This is a genomic window from Bacillus sp. FSL K6-0255, assembly GCF_045040725.1.
In the GTDB taxonomy this organism is placed as follows: domain Bacteria; phylum Bacillota; class Bacilli; order Bacillales; family Bacillaceae; genus Bacillus; species Bacillus subtilis.
Genome location: NZ_CP150278.1, coordinates 2,999,538 through 3,021,708 on the forward strand (window position 1 = coordinate 2,999,538; position 22,171 = coordinate 3,021,708).

A 22,171-nucleotide genomic window follows, 5' to 3' on the forward strand; every position below is an offset into this window, starting at 1 on the left:
TCAATAAAGTAATTTATGGTCGATATTCATTTGTTCTCTTGTGAAATGCGTGCTACAATTTTAGGATGCAATCGTACGCAAGGAGGCACATGAATTGTGATGCAGAACAATCCTTTTCCTTATTCAAATACGGAAAAACGCTATCATACATTGAATTATCATCTCAGAGAACATTTCGGCCATAAGGTGTTTAAAGTAGCGCTTGACGGCGGTTTTGACTGTCCGAATCGGGACGGCACCGTAGCCCACGGAGGCTGTACGTTTTGCAGCGCAGCAGGCTCCGGCGATTTTGCCGGAAACCGGGCCGATGATTTAATTACGCAATTCCACGACATCAAAAACCGCATGCACGAAAAATGGAAGGACGGCAAATACATCGCTTATTTTCAGGCTTTCACAAACACTCACGCCCCGGTTGAGGTGCTTCGTGAGAAATTCGAATCCGTCCTCGCCTTAGATGATGTGGTCGGCATTTCGATCGCCACACGCCCTGACTGTCTGCCTGATGATGTCGTTGATTACTTGGCAGAGCTGAATGAACGTACGTATTTGTGGGTGGAGCTTGGGCTTCAAACAGTTCATGAACGGACTGCACTTCTGATCAACCGCGCACATGATTTTAACTGCTATGTGGAAGGCGTCAATAAATTAAGAAAACACGGCATACGTGTCTGCTCGCATATTATCAACGGGCTGCCTTTGGAAGACCGGGACATGATGATGGAAACGGCAAAGGCCGTCGCAGATTTGGACGTCCAGGGCATTAAAATTCATCTGCTTCACCTACTGAAAGGCACGCCGATGGTCAAGCAATATGAAAAGGGCCAGCTGGAATTTCTTTCTCAAGATGATTATGTGCAGCTCGTGTGCGATCAGCTTGAGATCATTCCGCCTGAAATGATCGTCCACCGCATTACAGGTGACGGACCGATTGAGTTGATGATCGGGCCAATGTGGAGCGTCAACAAATGGGAAGTGCTTGGCGCCATTAATAAAGAGCTAGAAAATCGAGGCAGCTATCAAGGAAAGTTCTTTCAGCGCCTTGAGGAGGAATCAGCGCTATGATTTTGAAGAAAATTCTTCCTTATAGCAAAGAACTGCTGAAAATGGCCGCGGGAGAAGGAGATATTGTCGTAGATGCGACAATGGGCAACGGACATGATACACAGTTTTTAGCGGAGCTTGTTGGTGAAAACGGCCATGTATACGCATTCGACATCCAAGAATCAGCCGTGGCCAATACAAAGGAACGGCTCGGTGACATGTATCAAGCGCGAACAACGTTATTTCAAAAAAGCCATGATAAAATCGCTGAATCCCTCCCGCCTGAAACACATGGCAAAGTGGCGGCCGCGGTATTTAACCTCGGCTATTTGCCGGGCGGGGACAAATCAATTACGACAAACGGCAGTTCTACGATCAAAGCAATTGAACAGCTTCTCAGCATCATGAAAGACGAAGGTCTGATTGTTCTCGTCGTCTATCATGGCCACCCGGAAGGCAAAGCTGAAAAAAACGACGTGCTCGAGTTTTGCCGGGACTTGGACCAGCAATCAGCCCGTGTATTAACATACGGATTTTTCAATCAGCAAAATGACCCGCCATTTATTGTCGCCATCGAAAAAAAAGCTCAGATCAGCAAATGATTTGAGCTTTTTTCTTTGAGTTTTTCATCCAGGACATTTTTTGAAATTTCCGGTAGGCTCTGCCGTTGATATAAAAGAAAAGGGAGGTTTTTCCGCTGGCTTTGATCAGCTTCTTTGCGAGCCGGCCCATTTCCTTTTGGCCTGCCACTTTATCATCTGACAAATAAACACCAAGCAAGCCGCGATTGATTAAACGATGGAAGTTTTCATGCGGAATGCCTTGTAAATGCTCGTCGGCTTTATGGATAAAGTGTTCAAGCCGGTCCATCATCTCTTCATGAGACTGATAATACGAGCAGAAATTCAAGTCTCCTTCCAGCAAGTCCTCCTCTTGATCAATCAAATAATCAAGCAGGATATGAAGGCCCTGTATGTAAGGAAAATAACTGTCGCGGATTTTTTTAGCGGTGCTTTCTGTGAAATCAGGCTGGAACGAATACGCAACCAGACAGAAAATGCCTAACGTTGAGCCTGCACAGGCTGAAAATTCATACCATTCCATCTCAGGCAGCTCTGATTCATATTGAGTAAACCACTTTTCAAGCCGCGGAACACGCTCATGCTCAATAACGTGCTTATGCACCTGCAAATCGCAATAATAGCCGCACAGTTCAAGCAGATAAGGTTTAATCATGTCATAGTGCTCAATGGAACCAAGGACACGCTGGCACGTTTTGACCAGTTCGTGCAGATATCCGCTGTCATCCTGTTCTTCCCTGAATTGATAATAGTTTTGCAGTTCCGCCCCAACTGTCAGTGCATCCTGCATTGAGGCATGGAGCATCCGAAAATCCTGCGGGTCCAGCGAGGTGCTGCGGTCACACAGATTGTCCAAATAATCACTAATCGTTTGATACGCGATGATAAACTCGACACATTTCTGTTTTTGGCTGCCTGACAATAAGGCCAGTATGCCGCCGCCTTCACAGTGAAACGTTTTGTCCCGAATACTTGCGGTTGCCTGTGCTTTCAATTCACTGTTATGAATCGATTCTGATTTTTGCTTCCATATGTCCAGCTCTTGATGAACGAGCGGAAAAATATCTCGATATACCTTTGCCATCAATCCAAAAGGATGTTCCGGTACTGTCAACACATGCACCCCCTACTAGTTCAAATATATTGATCAGTAAACGCTCTTGCTGCTTTAAAAACATCTTCTCTCTCGGGTTCATTGAAGATCTCATGGTAAAGCCCTTCCCACTCTCTGTATGCTTTATTATGAGAAGCAACACCATTAAACCACTTGATGACCATCGTTTTGTCAACAAGCTTGTCATCACCGGCTTGCATCACAAGAAGCGGAACTTTCAAAAATGCCTCTGTCGGCACCATTGCCGATTCAATTGTCTTTAAAAGCTCTCTGTACCATCTGACAGAAACTTTCCTGACGTATAACGAATCATTTTGGTCAGCCTCAATGACGTCCTCATTGCGCGTCGCCATATCAATTGATAATCCCGAATCAACCTTAAGTGACGGAGCGATGACATTCAGGCCTTTTGATGCAAGATCAAGCGCTTTATTCACTTTAATTTGCAGTCCGAGACACGGTGATGATAAAATAATTCCCGTAATCTTGGGATTTCTTTGCTGTTTAATCCATTCAATCGCGACCAGACCGCCCATGCTGTGACCTAGAAGAAAAACCGGCAGATCAAAAGTTCGCGCTTTATCTATCCAAGCATCTACTTCATCAATGTATTCTTGAAACGAGCGAATATGCCCTCTCGCTCTTGTCGTTGTTCCCTGTCCAGGCAAATCGCCCATGACAACGTGATAACCCGAAGACCGCCACATTTCAATCAGCCATTTATATCGTCCGTGATATTCACTTGCCCCGTGAATGATTACAATCACTGCAACAGGTCTGTCTGCTTTCCAGGTCCACATGTTCTTCACCTCATACGAAATTTAAATAGAGAAAGAAGGATGAATCTTATGATCTACCCTTATAAGGAACACAAGCCAGATATCCACCCAACAGCCTTTATAGCTGATAATGCAACAATTACCGGTGATGTCGTGATCGGAGAACAGTCCAGCATTTGGTTTTCTGTTGTCATAAGGGGAGATGTTGCGCCGACCAGAATCGGAAACAGAGTCAATATCCAAGATTTAAGCTGCCTCCATCAAAGCCCGAACAAGACGCTGCTCATTGAAGATGACGCCACGATAGGCCATCAGGTTACACTTCATAGCGCTGTTATCCGCAAGAACGCCTTAATCGGGATGGGCTCAATCATTTTAGACGGAGCCGAAATTGGCGAAGGCGCTTTTATTGGTGCCGGCAGTCTTGTCCCGCCCGGAAAAATCATTCCGCCTGACCATCTCGCCTTTGGCCGCCCTGCAAAAGTCATCCGCCCTTTGACGGAAGAAGACCGAAAAGATATGCAAAGAATACGGTCAGAATATGTAGAAAAGGGCCAATATTATAAATTTCTTCAACAAACATAAGACCTGCTTCGTCTTACTTTACCATTTTTCAAATTATATTTGAAAGCAATAACCATCGTTAACCCGGACGTCATAACAGTTCGGGTTTCGATTTTTCCATAAAACGTTCACATATAGCATGAAACGTATGACTTTTATCTTATCACAAAACTATAAACAGCCTCTGCAAAAACACATACCTATTCTTTCCTGTTCTCTATTTTCTATGAGCACACACAAAAAGAGCCCACTGGGAGCTCTTTTTGTCAGCTGATATTTCGTTCGCTGGCAGCAGCTGCATTTTTTTTATGAAACCCTTTTCCATAGTACACAGCCAGCAAGATGAGAAACCATATCGGCCCGATAATCACGGCTACTCTTGTATCAGGGCTGTAAGCCATAAGAATGACGACGAATGCTAGAAATGCCAATGACACATAAGACGTAAACGGAAATAAAGGCATTTTGTACTTTAATTGTTTCTTTTCTTCCGGCTTCAAACTTTTCCTGTATTTTATTTGAGAAAGCAAAATGATTGCCCACGTCCAAATCGCTCCGAACGTCGCAATACTTGTAACCCAAGTAAATACCTTCGCAGGGACAACATAGTTTAACAGCACTCCGACTAATAAAGCGCCCGCTGAAGCCAGAACAGCTTTACCCGGGATGCCGCCTTTCGTCAGCTGACCATATGCTTGTGGCGCCTCTTTCTGTTCCGCCAAGTTAAACAGCATCCGCCCTGTGCTGAAAATACCGCTGTTGCATGAAGACAGCGCGGCTGTCAACACGACAAAGTTAATGATACCTGCGGCCGATGGAATGCCCACTTTTTGAAATGTGAGAACAAATGGACTTCCTTGAGAGCCAATTTCCTGCCACGGATAAATAGACATAATGACAAATAAAGCGCCTACATAAAAAATCAAAATCCGCCAAAATACTGTATCGATTGCTTTGGCTAACGATTTTTGCGGGTTTTTTACTTCGCCAGCCGTCACCCCGATCATTTCAATCCCTAAATAGGCGAACATGACCATTTGAAGAGACAATAGAACCCCTTTTAATCCATGAGGGAAAAATCCTCCGTTGTTCCACAAATTACTGATTCCGGTGGCAATGCCCCCATTGCCGACTCCTGCAATAATCATCAATAAACCGACTGCAATCATGGATAAGATCGCAACAATTTTAATCAATGCGAACCAAAATTCCAGCTCACCGTAAGCTTTGACAGCCAGGAAATTAACACCCGTCATAATGACCAGTGCCGATAATGCCCAAATCCAGTTTGGCACGTCAGGAAACCAGAACCCCATATAGATACCGACAGCAGTAATTTCGGCCATACAGGTGACAACCCATAAAAACCAGTAGTTCCACCCTGTTAAATAGCCTGCAAGCGGTCCCAAGTAGTCACGCGCATACCTGCTGAAGGAGCCTGCGACCGGTTTTTGAATGGCCATTTCCCCAAGCGCTCTCATAATAAAAAACATGACCAGGCCGCTTGCGGCATACGCTACCAAAATACCAGGCCCTGCTAATTGAATAGCTGATGCGGAGCCGAGGAACAACCCTACTCCTATAGCAGCTCCTAAAGACATTAAAGAAATATGCCTTTCTTCGAGTCCGCGGTGCAGCTCTTGTTTTTGTTTTTGCATGCTTCTTCTCCCCTAGAAAAAAATATCATTATATCATTTTTCTGAATATTCCGTACGGATTGGGTAAATCAATGATGATGGAGAAATAAAAGGATAACAACAAGGCTTTCGACTACTCGAAAGCCTTGTTGTCTGTTACACAAAGATGACTTCTTTAGGCTGATGGCTCAGCTCTTCAGGCATATACCGTTTTTCAATATTGATGCTGTGCCAGATCATAAAGATTAGCACAGTCCAAATTTTACGGCTGTTATCAGCCTTGTCCGCACAATGGTCTTCAAGAAGCTGAAGGACATAATCCTTATGGATATAAGCATCCGTTTGGCTTTCTTGAATAATATTCCGCACCCATTCGTTCATTTCGTTTTTCAGCCAATGACGGATCGGTACAGGGAAACCAAGCTTTTTGCGGTTTAATACGTGCTCAGGCACAATTCCTTCAGCGGCTTTGCGAAGAAGATACTTCGTCGTGCCGTTCTTCGTTTTCAGCTCATCAGGAATTTTTGAAGCGACGTCGAATACGACTTTATCCAAGAACGGCACACGCAGTTCCAAAGAATTCGCCATCGTCATTTTATCCGCCTTTAACAAAATGTCGCCGCGCATCCAAGTGTGGATATCGACATACTGCATTTTGTTGATATCGCTGTACGAGCTGCTTTCTGTAAAGTAAGTCTTCGTCACATCGCGATATGAAAGGTTCGGATTATAATGCTTCAACAGCTGCTTTTTGACAGACTCTTCAAAGATTTTCGCGTTACCGATATAACGATCCTGAAGCGGAGTACAGCCGCGCTCAAGCAGGCTCTTTCCTCTCATACCTTCAGGCATAACGGCAGCAACGTGCAGAAGCATCTTTTTCAAGCCGGACGGAATCCGTTCAAACGGTTTAAGCGAAAGCGGTTCACGGTAAATGTTATATCCGCCGAAGAGCTCATCCGCTCCTTCACCTGATAAAGCAACTGTAACATGTTTTTTCGCTTCTTTTGCAACAAAGTACAACGGAATCGCTGCCGGATCAGCAAGCGGGTCATCAAAATGCCATACGATCTTCGGAAGCTCATTCATGTATTCCTCAGGCGAAATGACTTTGCTGATATTTTCAATGCCCAGCGCCGCTGCCGTTTCTTTCGCTACATCAACCTCACTGAAGCCCTGCTGTTCAAAGCCGACAGAGAATGTTTTTAAGCTTGGATGAAATTCCTTCGCAACAGACACAATAAAGGAAGAATCAATCCCGCCAGACAGGAATGAACCGACAGGAACGTCACTTCTCATATGAACGTTTACAGAGTCATAGATCGCGTCTCGGACTTCTTTCACAAGCTTGTCTTCTTCAGTCTGAACCGGCTTGAAGTTCGCTTTGAAATACGTTTTGAATGTGATATCGCCGTCCGGGCGGATTGTGAATTGTGAACCCGGCTCTACTTTTTTCACATGAGCATCAAGCGTGCTTGGTTCAGGAACAAATTGGAAAGACATGTACTGCTGCAATGCCTCTTTATCTATTTCAATATCATTCTGAGCAACCATTAAACTTTTTCTCTCTGAGGCAAAATAAACCTGATCATTGATCGTTGTGTAGTACAACGGTTTAATGCCGAATGGATCTCTTGCCCCATAAAGCACATGATCGTTTTTATTCCAAATCAGAAAGGCAAACATACCGCGCAGTTTGGACGCCGCTTCTTCTTTATAGTGACGGTAAGTCGCAAGAAGAACCTCTGTGTCCGAATCCGTGTTGAATGTGTACCCCTTTGCTTCAAGTTCTTCTCTCAGTTCGATATAGTTATAGATTTCTCCGTTAAAGATAATCCAATATGTTTCATCTTCATATGATAAAGGCTGTCCGCCATTTTCTACATCAATAATGCTGAGCCGTCTGAATCCGAAGCCGACGTGCTCATCATGGAAATATCCATCACTGTCAGGACCGCGGTGAACGATCATTTGGTTCATTTGTTTGATTAGTTCTTCTTGATCAGCGGTTTGAGCTAACGGATGCTTGTTAAAAACCCCGACAAATCCACACATAGTATTGCCTCCATAATTAAAATTGTCATCATTGAACCCCTATTTATAGACGCTGTGAATAGTATTTGGTTTCACAGTTATGTAAAAAAATAAACATGAATACAACGATAAAAAAGGGAAAGCCGCTTAACCAGTAAGCGGCTATAAAATTATTCTCCTAACGCTTCTTTACGCAGCTGCTCCGCTTTGTCTGTGCGCTCCCATGGAAGGTCAACATCGTGACGTCCAAAGTGGCCGTACGCAGCAGTTTGTTTATAGATCGGACGGCGCAAATCAAGCATTTTGATAATGCCGGCAGGTCGTAAATCAAAGTTATTGCGAACAACTTCAATCAGTTTTTCCTCAGAAGCTTTTCCTGAACCGAATGTGTTGATTGAGATTGACACAGGCTGTGCAACACCGATCGCGTAAGCAAGCTGTACTTCGCAAGAATCAGCAAGCTCAGCCGCAACGATGTTTTTCGCAACGTATCTTGCCGCATAAGCTGCAGAACGGTCTACCTTCGTCGCGTCCTTACCTGAGAACGCGCCTCCGCCGTGGCGTGCATAGCCGCCGTACGTATCAACGATGATTTTGCGTCCTGTAAGTCCCGCATCCCCTTGAGGGCCTCCGATTACGAAACGTCCTGTAGGGTTGATGAAATATTTTGTTTCTTCATCAATCAGCTCTTCAGGAACAACCGGATTGATTACATGTTCTTTAATGTTGCGCTGAATTTGCTCAAGTGTAATTTCAGGGTGATGCTGAGTTGAAATAACAATCGCGTCAATGCGGACTGGTTTGTTATTTTCATCGTACTCAACCGTCACCTGTGTTTTGCCGTCAGGGCGAAGGTACGGAAGAATATCTTCTTTACGGACTTCACTTAGGCGGCGGGCTAATTTATGGGCAAGTGAAATTGGAAGAGGCATAAGCTCTTTCGTTTCGTTGCACGCATAACCGAACATTAATCCTTGGTCACCCGCACCAATCGCTTCAATTTCTTCGTCGCTCATTGTGCCTTCACGGGCTTCAAGCGCTTGGTCTACGCCCATCGCGATATCAGCAGACTGCTCATCAATTGATGTTAAAACCGCACAAGTTTCCGCATCAAATCCGTATTTTGCACGTGTGTATCCGATTTCTTTAATGGTTTGGCGAACCGTTTTCGGAATGTCAACATACGTAGAAGTTGTGATCTCTCCGCTTACAAGAACCAAACCTGTTGTCACAGATGTTTCACAAGCAACACGCGCGTTAGGGTCTTTCTTTAAAATTTCATCTAAAATGCTGTCAGAAATCTGGTCACAGATTTTATCCGGATGCCCCTCCGTAACAGATTCTGATGTAAATAAACGACGATTTTTACTCATGATTTGCTTCCTCCTGCACAAGGCCTCCCGAAAGACCTTGTATATATGATACGGAACTCGCTCCCTCTTATACAATGTACAGTTATATTAGAGAATGTTAATTGGCATATTTATGAAATAAAAAAACCTTTTCCATCGAGGAAAGGGTTTGGTCTTTGTGCCTTTCACTCTTATCGCTCAAGGAATCATACAACCTTGCAACAGGTTAGCACCTTGGTTGTCTCACTCAGTTGAACATAATAAATAACAGAGAAACCGGTTGCTGGGCTTCATAGGGCCTGTCCCTCCGCCAGCTCGGGATAAGAGTATCCGCTCAATGAAATATCTTATCGTAAAAGGGTTTGCAATGTCAATATGATTCAGAAGAAATAGGCACCTATATTGAGGGAAAACAATGGAAATGCACACACAAAAAATAATAAATAGTATAGACTATTTGAAAATATATGTTATACTAATTCACAATTAGCAAAACACAAAAAACGATAAAGGAAGGTTTCATATGAACTCAGTTGATTTGACCGCTGATTTACAAGCCTTATTAACATGTCCAAATGTGCGTCATAATTTATCTGCAGCACAGCTAACAGAAAAAGTCCTCTCCCGAAACGAAGGCATTTTAACATCCACAGGTGCTGTTCGCGCGACAACAGGCGCTTACACAGGACGCTCACCTAAAGATAAATTCATCGTGGAGGAAGAAAGCACGAAAAATAAGATCGATTGGGGCCCGGTGAATCAGCCGATTTCAGAAGAAGCGTTTGAGCGGCTGTACACGAAAGTTGTCAGCTATTTAAAGGAGCGAGATGAACTGTTTGTTTTCGAAGGATTTGCCGGAGCAGACGAGAAATACAGGCTGCCAATCACTGTCGTAAATGAGTTCGCATGGCACAATTTATTTGCGCGGCAGCTGTTTATCCGTCCGGAAGGAAATGATAAGAAAACAGTTGAGCAGCCGTTCACCATTCTTTCTGCTCCGCATTTCAAAGCGGATCCAAAAACAGACGGCACTCATTCCGAAACGTTTATTATTGTCTCTTTCGAAAAGCGGACAATTTTAATCGGCGGAACTGAGTATGCCGGTGAAATGAAGAAGTCCATTTTCTCCATTATGAATTTCCTGCTGCCTGAAAGAGATATTTTATCTATGCACTGCTCCGCCAATGTCGGTGAAAAAGGCGATGTTGCCCTTTTCTTCGGACTGTCAGGAACAGGCAAGACCACCCTGTCGGCAGATGCTGACCGCAAGCTGATCGGTGACGATGAACATGGCTGGTCTGATACAGGCGTCTTTAATATTGAAGGCGGGTGCTACGCTAAGTGCATTCATTTAAGCGAGGAAAAGGAGCCGCAAATCTTTAACGCGATCCGCTTCGGGTCTGTTCTCGAAAATGTCGTTGTGGATGAAGATACACGCGAAGCCAATTATGATGATTCCTTCTATACTGAAAACACGCGGGCAGCTTACCCGATTCATATGATTGACAACATCGTGACTCCAAGCATGGCCGGCCATCCGTCAGCAATTGTATTTTTGACGGCTGATGCCTTCGGAGTCCTGCCGCCGATCAGCAAACTAACGAAGGAGCAGGCGATGTACCATTTCTTGAGCGGTTACACGAGTAAGCTTGCCGGAACCGAACGTGGTGTCACGTCTCCTGAAACGACGTTTTCTACATGCTTCGGCTCACCGTTCCTGCCGCTTCCTGCTCACGTCTATGCTGAAATGCTCGGCAAAAAGATCGATGAACACGGCGCAGACGTTTTCTTAGTCAATACCGGCTGGACCGGGGGCGGCTACGGCACAGGCGAACGAATGAAGCTTTCTTACACTAGAGCAATGGTCAAAGCAGCGATTGAAGGAAAATTAGAGGATGCAGAAATGATAACTGACGATATTTTCGGCCTGCACATTCCGGCCCATGTTCCTGGCGTTCCTGATCATATCCTTCAGCCTGAAAACACGTGGACCAACAAGGAAGAATACAAAGAAAAAGCAGTCTACCTTGCAAATGAATTCAAAGAGAACTTTAAAAAGTTCGCACATACCGATGCCATCGCCCAGGCAGGCGGCCCTCTCGTATAAAAAACAAAAGCCAAGAGCAATTATGCTCTTGGCTTGTTTTAATTGACGGAATGCAAAGAAGTCAGCTTATATGTAATGATGGTCCGGCCTTCTTCCCATTGAAGCTTCTGCACTTCAGCTGTGCCTGACTTTTCGCCAAACTTTGTTTTGCGTACATCCATTGGAATCTCCATCGGATATACTCGGTATCCGTCCTTCTCTAACGTGAATATATTCTCATCTATGCGGACTTCTTTTCCTTTTGTCACAATCAGTGTATTAAATTCAACAGGCATTCCCAAAGTGAAATCCCCTTTCGTTCTCTTTTTTCTTTATCATAACATATTTCACTGACAGCGGTTTTTCATCCATTGTGTGAGCTGCCGCACGATACGCCGGTTTTCTTTTGGCGGGAAATAATGTGTGAATGTACTGTAGTACCATGTCTCCACCGGCTTATGCAGTTGTTTTAGCTTCTCTTCAAATAAATAGGAATGCTGAATCGAAACATTTTGGTCTTTTTCTCCATGGATTAACAGCACGGGAGCCTGAATTTTGTTTACTTGGTCAAACGGTGTCCTCCATTGATATTCCTCAGGCACCTTTTTCGGTGTTCCGCCGATGACTCTTTTCATCATTCGCCGCAAATCCTGCCGCTCCTCGTATGTAAGAATCATATCACTGACGCCTCCCCAGGAAACAAATGAAGCTGCCTGCCCGCCCATTTCGATCGCAGTGAGCATTCCCATAATTCCGCCGCGGGAAAAACCGAAGATGTGGATTCTATCCTTCTTGACATTTGGGTGCTGCTGAAGCAGGCGAAAAGCAGAAAATGCATCCTCCCTGTCTTCTCCTGCAAAATCCTCATTGCCTTCTCCTCCTTGATTTCCTCTGTAAAAAGGAGCAAACACCACAAACCCTTGGGATGCAAACTGGATAATCCGGCCCGGCCGAACCATGCCCACGCTTTTAATCCCGCCGCGCAAATATAAAAATCCGTCATATTGTCCCGGTTCCGCCGGCTCAGCCAGAAGCCCCTTAACCCGTAATCCATTTGACAGATAGCAGATCGTATACAAACGCACATGCTGGCTTGGCGACGGAAATCTTCTTTTCTCTATAATCAAAACAGCCGCCTCCTTTTTTTCTATATGCTTTCCTTACTCCAAAATTACATCCGGAGAACCTGGTTAGGCATTCACACATTTTTATACCCATCATACGATATGTAAAGCAAAAAAGGATATTAACTTGATGCGAAATAAGGAGGTTGTCTATGTGAACAGATGGTTAAGGCTGGGCTTCGCCTGTGTCGGCAGTATCTTTCTGATGATCGCCCTGGCGGCTTGCAAGCAGGAAGAAACGCTCACCAAAGTCAAAGTAGCTGAAGTGACCCATTCAATTTTTTACGCACCTTTATATGTTGCTGAGTCTAAAGGTTTTTTTAAGGAAGAAGGGCTTGATGTCGATGTGAATACGACCTGGGGCGGAGATAAAACGATGACATCGCTTCTTTCCAACGGCTCCGACATCGCGCTTGTCGGGTCAGAAACATCTATTTATGTCGAAGCGCAAGGGGCTAAAGATCCCGTCATTAATTTCGCCCAGCTGACTCAGACAGACGGAACGTTTCTTGTCGCGAGAGAAGATGTTGAACACTTCGACTGGGATCAGCTGAAAGGAAAAACGTTTCTCGGTCAGCGAAAAGGCGGCATGCCGCAAATGGTCGGCGAGTATGTACTGAACAAACATAAGATTGACCCGCATAAGGATATAGACCTCATCCAGAACATAGACTTCGCCAATATTGCCAATGCGTTTGCTTCTGGAACCGGTGAGTATGTACAGCTCTTTGAACCGCAGGCTTCTCTCTTTGAGAAAAAAGGCATCGGCCATATCGTGGCTTCATTCGGAGAAGAATCAGGAGAGGTTCCTTATACGACTTTTATGGCGAAACAAAGCTATTTGAAGAAAAATGAAGACACAGCCGTCAAGTTTACAAAAGCCATTTATAAGGCGCAGCAGTGGGTTGAAAACCATTCTGCGAAGGACATCACAGATGCCATTAAAGATGAATTTGATGATACCGACCCAGACGTCATCGAAACATCCATTGAACGCTATAAAAAACAGCATTCATATTCACCAGACCCTCTGCTTAACGAAAAAGAATGGGAGCTTCTCCAAACCATTATGGATAAATCGGGAGAACTGCCGAAGCACATTCCATACAATCAGCTTGTAAATAAAGAAATTGCTGAAAAAGTCACCTCGGAGAAATAGGAGGCGCCATCTATGTCTTTCTTACATGTCGACCATGTAACCCATACTTATTTTTCTATTAAAGAAAAAACAACGGCTGTGCGGGATATTCATTTCGATGCCGAAAAAGGCGATTTCATCTCATTTCTCGGCCCAAGCGGCTGCGGAAAAACAACATTGCTTTCCATTATTGCCGGTTTGATTGAGCCATCAGAAGGCAGAGTTCTGATTGAAGGCCGTGAGCCGAATCAAAAAGAACATAATATTGGCTATATGCTTCAGCAGGATTACTTATTTCCCTGGAAATCTATCGAGGAAAATGTGCTTCTCGGTTTAAAAATCGCCGACACGCTGACAGAAGAAAGCAAAGCCGCTGCACTCGGTCTATTGCCGGAGTTCGGCCTCATAGATGTGGAGAAAAAATATCCGAAAGAACTGTCAGGCGGGATGCGCCAGCGGGCTGCGCTTGCAAGAACACTTGCGCCTAACCCTAGTCTGCTTTTGCTGGATGAGCCATTTTCCGCGCTTGATTTTCAGACAAAGCTGTCTTTGGAAAACCTGGTATTCCGCACATTAAAGGAATATCAAAAAACAGCAGTGCTTGTCACTCATGATATAGGGGAAGCGATAGCGATGAGCGATACGATCTTTTTATTTTCAAATCAGCCGGGCACCATCCATCAGATTTTTACCATTCCTAAGGAATTGGCCGCGATGTTGCCTTTTGACGCCCGTCAGGAACCTTCCTTCCAGACACTGTTTCAAACGATATGGAAGGAGCTGAATTCTCTTGAGAAACAGCAAAGAAACCATTGATCTGCTTCACGAGCAGTATCAATTCAAACAGAAAAAGGAAAAGTGGAAGGTCCATTCCTTTCAGCTTGCCATATTTATTCTCTTTTTCTCGGGCTGGGAAATCTCCAGCAGGCAGGGCTGGATCGATCCGCTGATCTTCAGCTCTCCATCAGCTGTGTGGCGATTATTGCTGGAGAAACTTGGTGACGGTTCTTTACTGTCACACATCGGCGTCACTTTATTTGAAACGGTGCTTGGCTTTTTGCTCGGGACGTTTATGGGCACGTGCCTAGCCGCTTTGTTATGGTGGTCTAACCGACTTGCCAGAATTTTAGATCCGTATCTTGTGATTTTGAACGCAATGCCGAAAGTGGCCCTGGGCCCGATCCTGATTGTCGCGCTCGGTCCCAGTTTTATCAGCATCATTGCGATGGGAGCCATCATCAGCGTCATTATCACAACCATCGTTGTCTACACCGCCTTCCAAGAGGTCGACGAAAACTATACGAAAGTCATGAAAACATTCGGCGCAAAAAAGTGGGTTATTTTTAAAGAAGTCATACTGCCTGCATCCTCCCCCGCGATTATTTCAACACTAAAAGTGAACGTCGGTTTATCATGGGTTGGCGTTATTGTAGGGGAATTCCTCGTTTCGAAGGTCGGATTAGGATATATGATTATTTACGGATTCCAAGTCTTCAATTTTACACTCGTCTTCTTAAGCCTGCTGATCATCGCCATCTTCGCCACTCTGATGTATCAGGGCGTCGAGCTGCTGGAAAAGAAATGGACGAAGGGGAGGACATAAAAAACCCGGCACATGTGCCGGGTTTTTTATTCAATCCATCCAGATTCTTTCAGTTTTTTCAAGCTGATCGGAAGAACGGAATCCTTCATAATAAAGCTGAATTTTTTATTGCGGGAAAGGTTCTCCGGCAGCTCGTGAAACAAAACCGGGCCTTTCGTTTCAAAGTAATCAGCCTGCTTTTCAAGCTTTTCTATATCTGCAAAATATATATTTTTTACAATCACTTTTTCTTTTCCGAGAACTTTATACTGTCCGAGATACTTGAGGCTTTTGACTCTCGCGCCCGTCTCTTCCTTTACTTCCCGGAGCGCAGCCTCTTCTGCGCACTCCATCGGCTCTACTTTCCCGCCTGGAAACTCATAGCCTCTGTCCTCATGTTCTGTTAAAAGCCATTTGCCGCCAAAACGGCAAATCACCCAGACATGCTTCGGGCTGTCCGAGAAAGGCTGATCGTCAAAGGAAAGCTGAACAGTATTCTGATAATAATCTTTAAACTCGTACATGTTTATCCCTCAAATCCGTTCCTAGCTATCTTCCATACATCATACCACAGTTACGTTTCTTCGGAAGCCTTTTATCAAAAAATAAGGGAAACCCAGCACGCCGTCAGGTTCTGCATGCAGACTAGCTCGTACAGTTTTTTTGCGATACTTTTGCCGGAAAGTGCGACCGACGCTCTGGGCTTTATTATGACCCGCGAACAGGGAAAAGTTACGGTTTGCGCTTAAATTTATTTTTTAACGTTTCTAAAAGATCGACAAGCATCTGAGGAACCGGTATGCCAAGAGAGCTGGCTGTCACAACAATTTGCACAGATTCATAAAGAATATAAAACATAATAGCCAAGTCACGAATTGATCCCTGTGTATTCAGCAGCTGATCAAAAAAGTGGCATACAGAGATCAGAGCCAGCGTGACTAATTTTTTGACAAGCCGGGCAAATACCTTTTTAAATGACAGTTTGTGAATAATGGTTTCCTTCAAAGTCGTACTGATAAATTCAATTGCCATAAGAGAGAGCAAAATCAGAAATGAATACTGAAAACCTCCAAAGAAAAAACCCGCTGCTGAAACGCTGACTGCTAAAAACGAAAAGATGCCAAAGTCTCTATCCATTTATCCCAACATCCTTTCACAGAAACGGCCTTACGATATTCTATGGTAAACAAGCCGAACGGATTGGATTTTTCAGAAAAATGGACTGGTTGTCGCCTATTTTTCAGATACAAAAAGAAAAGCCGGACGTCTTTTTTAAGACATCCGGCCGTTCTATTTTTGAACTTAACCTAGGTAAGCTTTTAGCATCCAGTTATGTTTTTCAATATTTTGATGGATCGCAAGAAGCATGTCCCCTGTTGTTTCGTCACCGACTTCATCAGCTAAATCCATGCCGTTTTTCAGCTCTTCCGCGATGACTGTGAAATCATCATATACGCTTTGAACCATTTGTTCAGCTGTTTCATTTCCAGCAGCTTCTTTGACAGAAGCCGTTTCTAAGGATTCCTTCATTGTTGCAATCGGTTTTCCGTTCAGCGCCAAAAGACGTTCTGCTAAGTCATCAATATAAGTTGCTGTTTCGTTGTACAGCTCCTCAAACTTTTCATGAAGAGTGAAGAAATCTTTCCCTTTCACATACCAGTGATAATTATGTAGTTTCACATACATGACCGTCCAGTTGGCTACTTGTTTGTTCACTGCTTGAATCAATTGTTCTGACATGGTATCTCCTCCTTGTTATATGACTATGTATACCCTTAATATCGTACGCTAAAACCTCTTTTTTACCCTTATCTGTCACGATTTCTTCTATTATGCTACAATTGTTAAAAAACGGGAGGTGGAATGTCATGACGCTTCTCATTACGATAAGTATTTTGATTGTGCTGGCTGTTTTGCTTGTAACCATTTGGACGACTGTAAAAGCCTATAATGTAAAGCATACCATTGATCCACCACAAGAAAATCACTCTGATTCACACAATCAATGATGATGTGAATGCTCCTCTTCTGACTGATTGCTGGCAGCATCGGCGTCTCCGACTTGGACTTTTAAGGTCGGCATGCTATGCTGTTTTTTTGCTGTGACATGAGATTGGACAGTGTATACACCATCTTCCTTAAACGTCGTTTCCAATCGGTATACGCCTTTTTCTTGTTTCACCTTAAACATTTGGCTTGCGTCTTTTTCCCCTTCTTTCCATACTTCAAACTCTACTTCATCGGCATCCGTCACAGCTTCATCACCATATGATACAGCTGCTTCATAAGCAGCGCTTTCTCCGGGATTTACTTTTTCAGGCCCGGTCAGCTTGACATCCAAAACCTCGGGCGTCTCAGCTGTATTTGCTTTACTTTCACCAGATCCGCATCCATTAAGCAATAAAGCAGAAAAAAGCAGAACAACCAACATCTTTTTCATGCCATCACCCTTTCATCGTTTACCTAAATAGTAGCAAACGCTTACAGCAAATGGTACACAAAATATGAGACGTCACAAAAAAGACCTTTTTGCTTAAGCGCAAAAAGGTCCTTTCTATTTTAGCCAAATACTTTTAGCAATTCTTCTTTATCCTGTGAAAGCCAGAAACGCATTAAACGTTTAGCGCCTTCCAGATCATGAAGCTTCGCTTGGCCGCACTGCTTTTCATTCGCAGCAGGTATTTCTGTAATCTCTACCGCTTCCTTCATTGTGTCTTCAAGCAGATCAACGATTTCCGCTGATGTCGGCTCTCCGCTCACAACTAGATAATAGCCTGTCTGGCAGCCCATTGGAGAAATATCAATGATATCAAAATGATCGTATTTCTCAGCGTGAGAACGAATCGTAAACGCGAGCAAATGCTCGAGTGTGTGAATGGTGTCAGGCTTCATCGCCTGTTTATTTGGCTGGCAAAAACGAATGTCAAATTTATTTACAACGCCGTCTGTTCCCACTTTATGCACGCCGCAATGTCTTACATATGGAGCAACAACCGCATTATGATCAAGCTCAAAACTTTCTACTGAAGGCATAATGGCACTCTCCCCTTTTTTAAAAATGTAATTTCATTATAACATACTTTTCCGATAAGAATTATTGATTAACTTTTCAATCTGTGTTTTTTTTCTTATACTTGCATCAGAAAGGTTGCTGAAGAAACATGAAAACCCTATTCATCGCTCTGATCAGAGGATATCAAAAATTCATCTCGCCCCTGACACCGCCAACGTGCCGCTTTTATCCGACCTGTTCCCAATATGGAATCGAAGCGATTAAAACACATGGCGCTTTAAAAGGCGGATGGCTGACAATCAAACGGATTTTGAAATGCCACCCGTTCCATCCGGGAGGAGTCGATCCCGTTCCTGAAAAGAAACAAAAACATTAATTGTTATAACCGTTTACGATAAGATCCAGTTTTCCGGTTTTAGGATCAATGACTAAGCCATGGACCGGAACGTTTTCAGGGAACAGCGGGTGATGTTTAATAACATCTACGCTGTCTTTCACACTCGCTTCCACTGAATCAAAGCTTTTAAACCATTGATCAAAGTCTACACCGGAGTACTTTATTGTTTCGATGCGTTCTTCCGGAATCCCTCTTGCTTTGATTTTTTCAAGCATGCTTTTGCTGCTGATTTTGCTCATGCCGCAATCGTGATGCCCGATCACACACACCTCATCTGCATTCAGCTCGTACACTGCGACGAGTATACTTCTCATGATGCTTCCGAATGGGTGTGTCACAAGCGCACCGGCACTTTTAATGATTTTCACATCACCGTTTCGCAAATTCATCGCATGCGGCAGCAGTTCAACCAGACGAGTATCCATGCAAGAAAGAATCGCCATTTTTTTATCTGGAAATTTTGATGTTTGATACTTTTCATACTCTCTTTGTTCAGTAAATGTCTTGTTAAATTCGAGAATATCATTTAGAAGACTCATGTTCGTTGTCCCTTTCTATTCTTTTTACTCTTCAATATATCACAACCCTTGTTTATTCGTCATAATAAAAAAAGACAAACCCTCAGGCCTGCCTTATTTCCCCATGTTATAGCGTTTTTTGAACTGCTCAACTCGTCCGCCTTTTTCATTGAATTTCTGGCGGCCTGTATAAAACGGATGCGTGTCAGAGCTTACCTCTACTTTAATGACAGGATATGTGTTTCCGTCTTCCCACTCTGCTGTTTCATTAGATGTTTTCGTAGAGGTGCTGAGAAAACGGTAGCCGCTGTTGACATCCTGAAATATCACTTTGTGGTTCTTCGGATGAATTCCTTCTTTCATGTGAATCTCCTTTCAATATATCGTAATAATTACGTTTTATTTTATAACCTTACAAACATTTTGTCAATCTTCTTATATCCTTCCCTCTGTTTTCACATCGTAAACCTCATGGCATTTAAGAATAGGAAGAATAATCTAACCGAGGAAGCAAATAATAAACCCAAAATACATACAGAACGTCTTTTTGGAAAGGTGGTTTACGATTGTGGATGATTTAGTTTTGGCCAGAAGCCTTTTTGGCACGACGATGGGCTTTCATATCATTTTCGCAACACTTGGAGTCGGTCTGCCGCTCATGATTTTAGTGGCGGAATTGATCTATCAAAAAACGAAAGATGACCATTATGCGATCATGGCGAAAAGATGGACGAAAGCACAAGCCGTTTTGCTGGGGGTCGCCATACCGACCGGAACGATCGCGGGCACTCAGCTCGCGCTTTTATGGCCGGGATTTATGGAAGTCATCGGCCGGGTGATGTCCCTGCCGTTTCAAATTGAAATCTATGCTTTTTTTGTTGAAGCCCTATTCATGTCGATTTATGTATACGCTGCAGACCGTTTGTCACCTGCAATGAGGATTGTTGCTGTTTTCTTTGTGTTAGTCGGGGCAGCAGCATCCGCTGTTCTGATCACGAATGTTCACGCTTTTGAAGGTACGCCCGCCGGTTTTAAAATTTTAAACGGAAAAATTACAGATGTTGACCCGTGGGCTGCGTTTTTTAATCCTAGCTTTTTTATCACTGCCGGCCATGTCGTGCTGTCCGCGTTTATGACCGGTGCGTTTATCGTGGCTTCTGTTGCGGCGTATAAAATGATCCGAACGAGGAAAAAGGAAAAGGTCTATCGCTTTCACCGGAAAGCCCTTTTGCTCGCACTGACGATCGGCGGTATTTTTTCATTGCTGACCGCTTTGAACGGACACGAATCTGCACAGATGCTGTACGAATACCAGCCCGAAAAATTAGCCGGTGCGGAAGGCCTATTTGAAACAAGATCCCACGCCCCGCTCGCTATCGGCGGTTTTACCGACCCGAATGAAGAAAAAGTAAAATGGGCTATCGAGATTCCATGGGCTTTAAGCTTTTTGGCAGCGAACCGTTTTGACACTGTTGTAAAGGGATTGAATGCATTTCCTAGAGATGAATGGCCGCCGCTTTTCATTCACACGCTGTTTAATGCGATGGTGGGTGTAGGCATGCTGCTAATTCTTTATTCCATCATCGGTGTGGTCTGGAGAAAGGTGCTCAAGAAAGACCGTTTCCCAACGTGGCTTTTGATCATTTTCATGACAGCAGGCCCTTTTAGTCTCATCGGCATTGAATTCGGCTGGATTTTCGCATGTACGGGGAGACAGCCTTGGGTCATCTATCATCTGCTGAAAACGTCAGATGTCGTAACTACGACTGGCTCGATCGGGGTGCTGTTCTTATTTTTCACATTTGTTTATGCCGTGTTAGGCGCAGCTGTCGTCTACGTGCTGCTGTATTATTTCCGCAAGCACCCGGTTGACGAAGATTTAAATACAGCGGAGTCGTAATGGCTCCGCAAACAGGAAACCAAATGGAAGGAAGATCGACAAATGGAGATTTCAACTGACGCTCTGATCGCCATCTCAATTATCTGGGGCTTTGTGTTTATTTACGCCGTCATGGCGACAATGGATTTTGGAGCGGGATTTTGGTCTATGATCTATTTAAACAAGGAGCATATGAAGGCCACCGATATTGCGAATCGCTTTTTGTCCCCGACTTGGGAGGTCACAAATGTCTTTATTGTGGCCATCGTCGTGGCGCTTTTCAGTTTTTTCCCCGGCGCGACATTTGTGCTCGGCACCGTTTTATTAATTCCCGGAAGCATGATTTTGCTGCTTTTAGCAATTCGAAGCGGATTTCTCGTTTTTTCAAACACAGCAAAGGAGCGGAAAACGCTAAGATATATTTCCGGCATCTCCGGCTTTATCATTCCTGCTATTTTAATTTTGGTGCTTCCTGTGACACACGGAGGGTTTATAGAAAAAACGGATGGAATCTATAACTTAAATATGTCTAAAATCTTTTCAAGCCCCAACGCCTATTCATTTATCGGGTTTGCGATTTTAAGCACCTTATTTTTGTCCTCGCTGCTGCTTGCAGATGTTTCAAATGTGGCAGAGGAACAGGATGCGTACCGAGCCTACAGAAAAAGCGCCCTGATTACCGGCCCGATTTCACTGTTGTTTGCAGTATGCATTATGGTGACAATGCGGAATGAAGCAAACTGGCTGTACAGCGGAATGATGAATGATTTTACTTGGATTATTGCATCGTTCATTACATTTGTCATTGCTGGAATCGCCCTTTTTCTGCCTAATAAGAGCTTTGGGCAAAACATCGGAAAACCGCGGCTTGCACTTGTCGCGATTGGGATACAGTATTTTCTCGCAAGCTACGCGTACGGGCGGGCGCATCTTCCGTATATGATTTATCCCGATGTGACAGTCATGTCAGGCTTCACAGAGCCAGCAACGTTCAGAGCGCTGTTTGCAACGTATATCGTTGCATTTATCATTCTATTTCCGGGCTTCTTTTTCTTCTGGAAAATGTTTATGCGAGATAAACGCTATATCCGCCAGGAGGAATAGAGGGCAAGCCAGCCGGCTATACTAATCCAGAACCTTTATAAGGAGGGGATGGCATGGAGCAGAAAATTCTATGTGAGGTCAACAACTGTTCTTATTGGGGCAAAGGTAACAAATGCACCGCTGATGCCATTTATGTTGTCAGCCATACTGGTGAAACGGCTGAAAACAGCCGGGAAACAGACTGCAAAACGTTTAAGCCGCATGATTTGTAATTAAAAGAAAGAG

At 44.0% G+C, this 22,171-nt stretch carries 26 protein-coding genes and 1 riboswitch; of the genes, 12 read left to right on the plus strand and 14 right to left on the minus strand.

Features of this window, described 5'->3' with window-relative positions:
• Nucleotides 1-96 precede the first annotated feature (96 nt).
• Together MHB62_RS15650 and MHB62_RS15655 are read left to right on the plus strand one after the other, a co-directional pair.
• A complete protein-coding gene (locus MHB62_RS15650) occupies nucleotides 97-1,065 on the plus strand; it encodes a TIGR01212 family radical SAM protein (protein ID WP_015714564.1) in 969 nt (322 codons plus the stop codon).
• Entirely contained in the window at nucleotides 1,062-1,646 is a 585-nt protein-coding gene (locus MHB62_RS15655) for a class I SAM-dependent methyltransferase (RefSeq protein WP_003229113.1), read from the plus strand. The genes MHB62_RS15650 and MHB62_RS15655 overlap by 4 nt, the downstream gene beginning before the upstream one ends.
• Here MHB62_RS15655 and tbcS read toward each other — a convergent pair.
• Together tbcS and ytpA are read right to left on the minus strand one after the other, a co-directional pair.
• Entirely contained in the window at nucleotides 1,636-2,739 is a 1,104-nt protein-coding gene (tbcS, locus tag MHB62_RS15660) for a tetraprenyl-beta-curcumene synthase (RefSeq protein WP_004399076.1), read from the minus strand. The two genes, MHB62_RS15655 and tbcS, sit on opposite strands and share 11 nt — an antisense overlap.
• 20 nt (nucleotides 2,740-2,759) lie before the next feature.
• A complete protein-coding gene (gene ytpA, locus MHB62_RS15665) occupies nucleotides 2,760-3,539 on the minus strand; it encodes a phospholipase YtpA (protein ID WP_003229109.1) in 780 nt (259 codons plus the stop codon).
• A gap of 48 nt (nucleotides 3,540-3,587) precedes the next feature.
• Between ytpA and MHB62_RS15670 the strand changes: the two genes are divergently transcribed.
• Nucleotides 3,588-4,103 (plus strand): gamma carbonic anhydrase family protein, encoded by a 516-nt coding sequence (locus MHB62_RS15670; protein ID WP_003229106.1) that lies wholly within the window; start codon nucleotides 3,588-3,590, stop codon nucleotides 4,101-4,103.
• Nucleotides 4,104-4,348: 245 nt separating this feature from the next.
• Here MHB62_RS15670 and alaP read toward each other — a convergent pair whose 3' ends face one another.
• From alaP to metK, 3 genes are all read right to left on the minus strand, one after another.
• Nucleotides 4,349-5,740 (minus strand): alanine permease AlaP, encoded by a 1,392-nt coding sequence (alaP, locus tag MHB62_RS15675; protein WP_003229105.1) that lies wholly within the window; start codon nucleotides 5,738-5,740, stop codon nucleotides 4,349-4,351.
• A gap of 135 nt (nucleotides 5,741-5,875) precedes the next feature.
• On the minus strand, nucleotides 5,876-7,774 hold the full coding sequence (gene asnB / locus MHB62_RS15680; protein ID WP_004398625.1) for an asparagine synthase (glutamine-hydrolyzing): 1,899 nt from the start codon (nucleotides 7,772-7,774) through the stop codon (nucleotides 5,876-5,878).
• Nucleotides 7,775-7,923: 149 nt separating this feature from the next.
• The gene (gene metK / locus MHB62_RS15685; protein ID WP_003229102.1) at nucleotides 7,924-9,126 is read right to left on the minus strand and encodes a methionine adenosyltransferase; all 1,203 of its coding nucleotides are present in this window, start codon (nucleotides 9,124-9,126) and stop codon (nucleotides 7,924-7,926) included.
• 167 nt (nucleotides 9,127-9,293) lie between these two features.
• Nucleotides 9,294-9,432, minus strand: a riboswitch (SAM riboswitch).
• Between the two features lie 196 nt (nucleotides 9,433-9,628).
• Here metK and pckA point away from each other — a divergent pair.
• On the plus strand, nucleotides 9,629-11,212 hold the full coding sequence (pckA, locus tag MHB62_RS15690) for a phosphoenolpyruvate carboxykinase (ATP) (RefSeq protein WP_014480627.1): 1,584 nt from the start codon (nucleotides 9,629-9,631) through the stop codon (nucleotides 11,210-11,212).
• Nucleotides 11,213-11,250: 38 nt separating this feature from the next.
• On the opposite strand, the gene MHB62_RS15695 is transcribed toward pckA, so the two are convergent.
• On the minus strand, nucleotides 11,251-11,493 hold the full coding sequence (locus tag MHB62_RS15695) for a DUF2584 domain-containing protein (protein ID WP_004398611.1): 243 nt from the start codon (nucleotides 11,491-11,493) through the stop codon (nucleotides 11,251-11,253).
• Between the two features lie 45 nt (nucleotides 11,494-11,538).
• A complete protein-coding gene (locus tag MHB62_RS15700) occupies nucleotides 11,539-12,318 on the minus strand; it encodes a S9 family peptidase (RefSeq protein ID WP_032722369.1) in 780 nt (259 codons plus the stop codon).
• 151 nt (nucleotides 12,319-12,469) lie between these two features.
• Between MHB62_RS15700 and MHB62_RS15705 the strand changes: the two genes are divergently transcribed.
• From MHB62_RS15705 to MHB62_RS15715, 3 genes are read left to right on the plus strand one after another with little or no spacing between them, the layout of a single operon-like run.
• On the plus strand, nucleotides 12,470-13,474 hold the full coding sequence (locus MHB62_RS15705; RefSeq protein WP_032722370.1) for an ABC transporter substrate-binding protein: 1,005 nt from the start codon (nucleotides 12,470-12,472) through the stop codon (nucleotides 13,472-13,474).
• A gap of 12 nt (nucleotides 13,475-13,486) precedes the next feature.
• The gene (locus tag MHB62_RS15710) at nucleotides 13,487-14,269 is read left to right on the plus strand and encodes an ABC transporter ATP-binding protein (RefSeq protein ID WP_003229092.1); all 783 of its coding nucleotides are present in this window, start codon (nucleotides 13,487-13,489) and stop codon (nucleotides 14,267-14,269) included.
• Entirely contained in the window at nucleotides 14,244-15,056 is an 813-nt protein-coding gene (locus MHB62_RS15715) for an ABC transporter permease (protein WP_003229090.1), read from the plus strand. Before MHB62_RS15710 ends, MHB62_RS15715 begins: the two co-directional genes overlap by 26 nt.
• A gap of 26 nt (nucleotides 15,057-15,082) precedes the next feature.
• Here the strand turns inward: MHB62_RS15715 and ytkD are convergent, their stop codons facing one another.
• The 3 genes from ytkD to MHB62_RS15730 form a co-directional block, all read right to left on the minus strand.
• Nucleotides 15,083-15,559: an RNA deprotection pyrophosphohydrolase gene (gene ytkD, locus MHB62_RS15720; protein ID WP_003229087.1), complete on the minus strand. Its 477-nt coding sequence runs from the start codon at nucleotides 15,557-15,559 to the stop codon at nucleotides 15,083-15,085.
• Nucleotides 15,560-15,767: 208 nt separating this feature from the next.
• A complete protein-coding gene (locus MHB62_RS15725) occupies nucleotides 15,768-16,172 on the minus strand; it encodes a holin family protein (RefSeq protein WP_003229085.1) in 405 nt (134 codons plus the stop codon).
• Between the two features lie 165 nt (nucleotides 16,173-16,337).
• The gene (locus MHB62_RS15730; RefSeq protein WP_003229083.1) at nucleotides 16,338-16,775 is read right to left on the minus strand and encodes a Dps family protein; all 438 of its coding nucleotides are present in this window, start codon (nucleotides 16,773-16,775) and stop codon (nucleotides 16,338-16,340) included.
• A 128-nt stretch (nucleotides 16,776-16,903) separates the two neighbouring features.
• On the opposite strand from MHB62_RS15730, the gene ytzI reads away from it, so the two are divergent.
• On the plus strand, nucleotides 16,904-17,044 hold the full coding sequence (gene ytzI, locus MHB62_RS15735; RefSeq protein ID WP_003229081.1) for a YtzI protein: 141 nt from the start codon (nucleotides 16,904-16,906) through the stop codon (nucleotides 17,042-17,044).
• Here ytzI and MHB62_RS15740 read toward each other — a convergent pair.
• Nucleotides 17,038-17,475: a FixH family protein gene (locus MHB62_RS15740; protein ID WP_004398648.1), complete on the minus strand. Its 438-nt coding sequence runs from the start codon at nucleotides 17,473-17,475 to the stop codon at nucleotides 17,038-17,040. The genes ytzI and MHB62_RS15740 overlap by 7 nt on opposite strands.
• Before the next feature lie 119 nt (nucleotides 17,476-17,594).
• A complete protein-coding gene (locus MHB62_RS15745; protein WP_003219361.1) occupies nucleotides 17,595-18,068 on the minus strand; it encodes an S-ribosylhomocysteine lyase in 474 nt (157 codons plus the stop codon).
• 128 nt (nucleotides 18,069-18,196) lie between these two features.
• Between MHB62_RS15745 and yidD the strand changes: the two genes are divergently transcribed.
• Nucleotides 18,197-18,424, plus strand: a complete 228-nt coding sequence (gene yidD / locus MHB62_RS15750; RefSeq protein ID WP_003229076.1) for a membrane protein insertion efficiency factor YidD — start codon at nucleotides 18,197-18,199, stop codon at nucleotides 18,422-18,424.
• Here the strand turns inward: yidD and MHB62_RS15755 are convergent.
• Both MHB62_RS15755 and MHB62_RS15760 read right to left on the minus strand, forming a co-directional pair.
• Nucleotides 18,421-18,984, minus strand: coding sequence for a carbonic anhydrase (locus tag MHB62_RS15755; RefSeq protein WP_003229074.1), 564 nt, complete (start codon nucleotides 18,982-18,984; stop codon nucleotides 18,421-18,423). The genes yidD and MHB62_RS15755 overlap by 4 nt on opposite strands.
• 93 nt (nucleotides 18,985-19,077) lie before the next feature.
• Nucleotides 19,078-19,326 carry a type B 50S ribosomal protein L31 gene (locus tag MHB62_RS15760; protein ID WP_003219346.1) on the minus strand — a complete coding sequence of 83 codons (249 nt, stop codon included), beginning with the start codon at nucleotides 19,324-19,326 and terminating at the stop codon, nucleotides 19,078-19,080.
• A gap of 205 nt (nucleotides 19,327-19,531) precedes the next feature.
• On the opposite strand from MHB62_RS15760, the gene MHB62_RS15765 reads away from it, so the two are divergent.
• The 3 genes from MHB62_RS15765 to MHB62_RS15775 are packed head-to-tail and all read left to right on the plus strand — an operon-like array spanning nucleotide 19,532 to nucleotide 22,158.
• Complete coding sequence (locus MHB62_RS15765) at nucleotides 19,532-20,863, plus strand: cytochrome ubiquinol oxidase subunit I (RefSeq protein WP_029318296.1); 1,332 nt, start codon at nucleotides 19,532-19,534, stop codon at nucleotides 20,861-20,863.
• 42 nt (nucleotides 20,864-20,905) lie between these two features.
• Nucleotides 20,906-21,946 (plus strand): cytochrome d ubiquinol oxidase subunit II, encoded by a 1,041-nt coding sequence (locus MHB62_RS15770; RefSeq protein ID WP_014480631.1) that lies wholly within the window; start codon nucleotides 20,906-20,908, stop codon nucleotides 21,944-21,946.
• Nucleotides 21,947-21,999: 53 nt separating this feature from the next.
• Nucleotides 22,000-22,158, plus strand: coding sequence for a DUF1540 domain-containing protein (locus MHB62_RS15775; RefSeq protein WP_003229069.1), 159 nt, complete (start codon nucleotides 22,000-22,002; stop codon nucleotides 22,156-22,158).
• The last annotated feature ends 13 nt before the right edge of the window (nucleotides 22,159-22,171 follow it).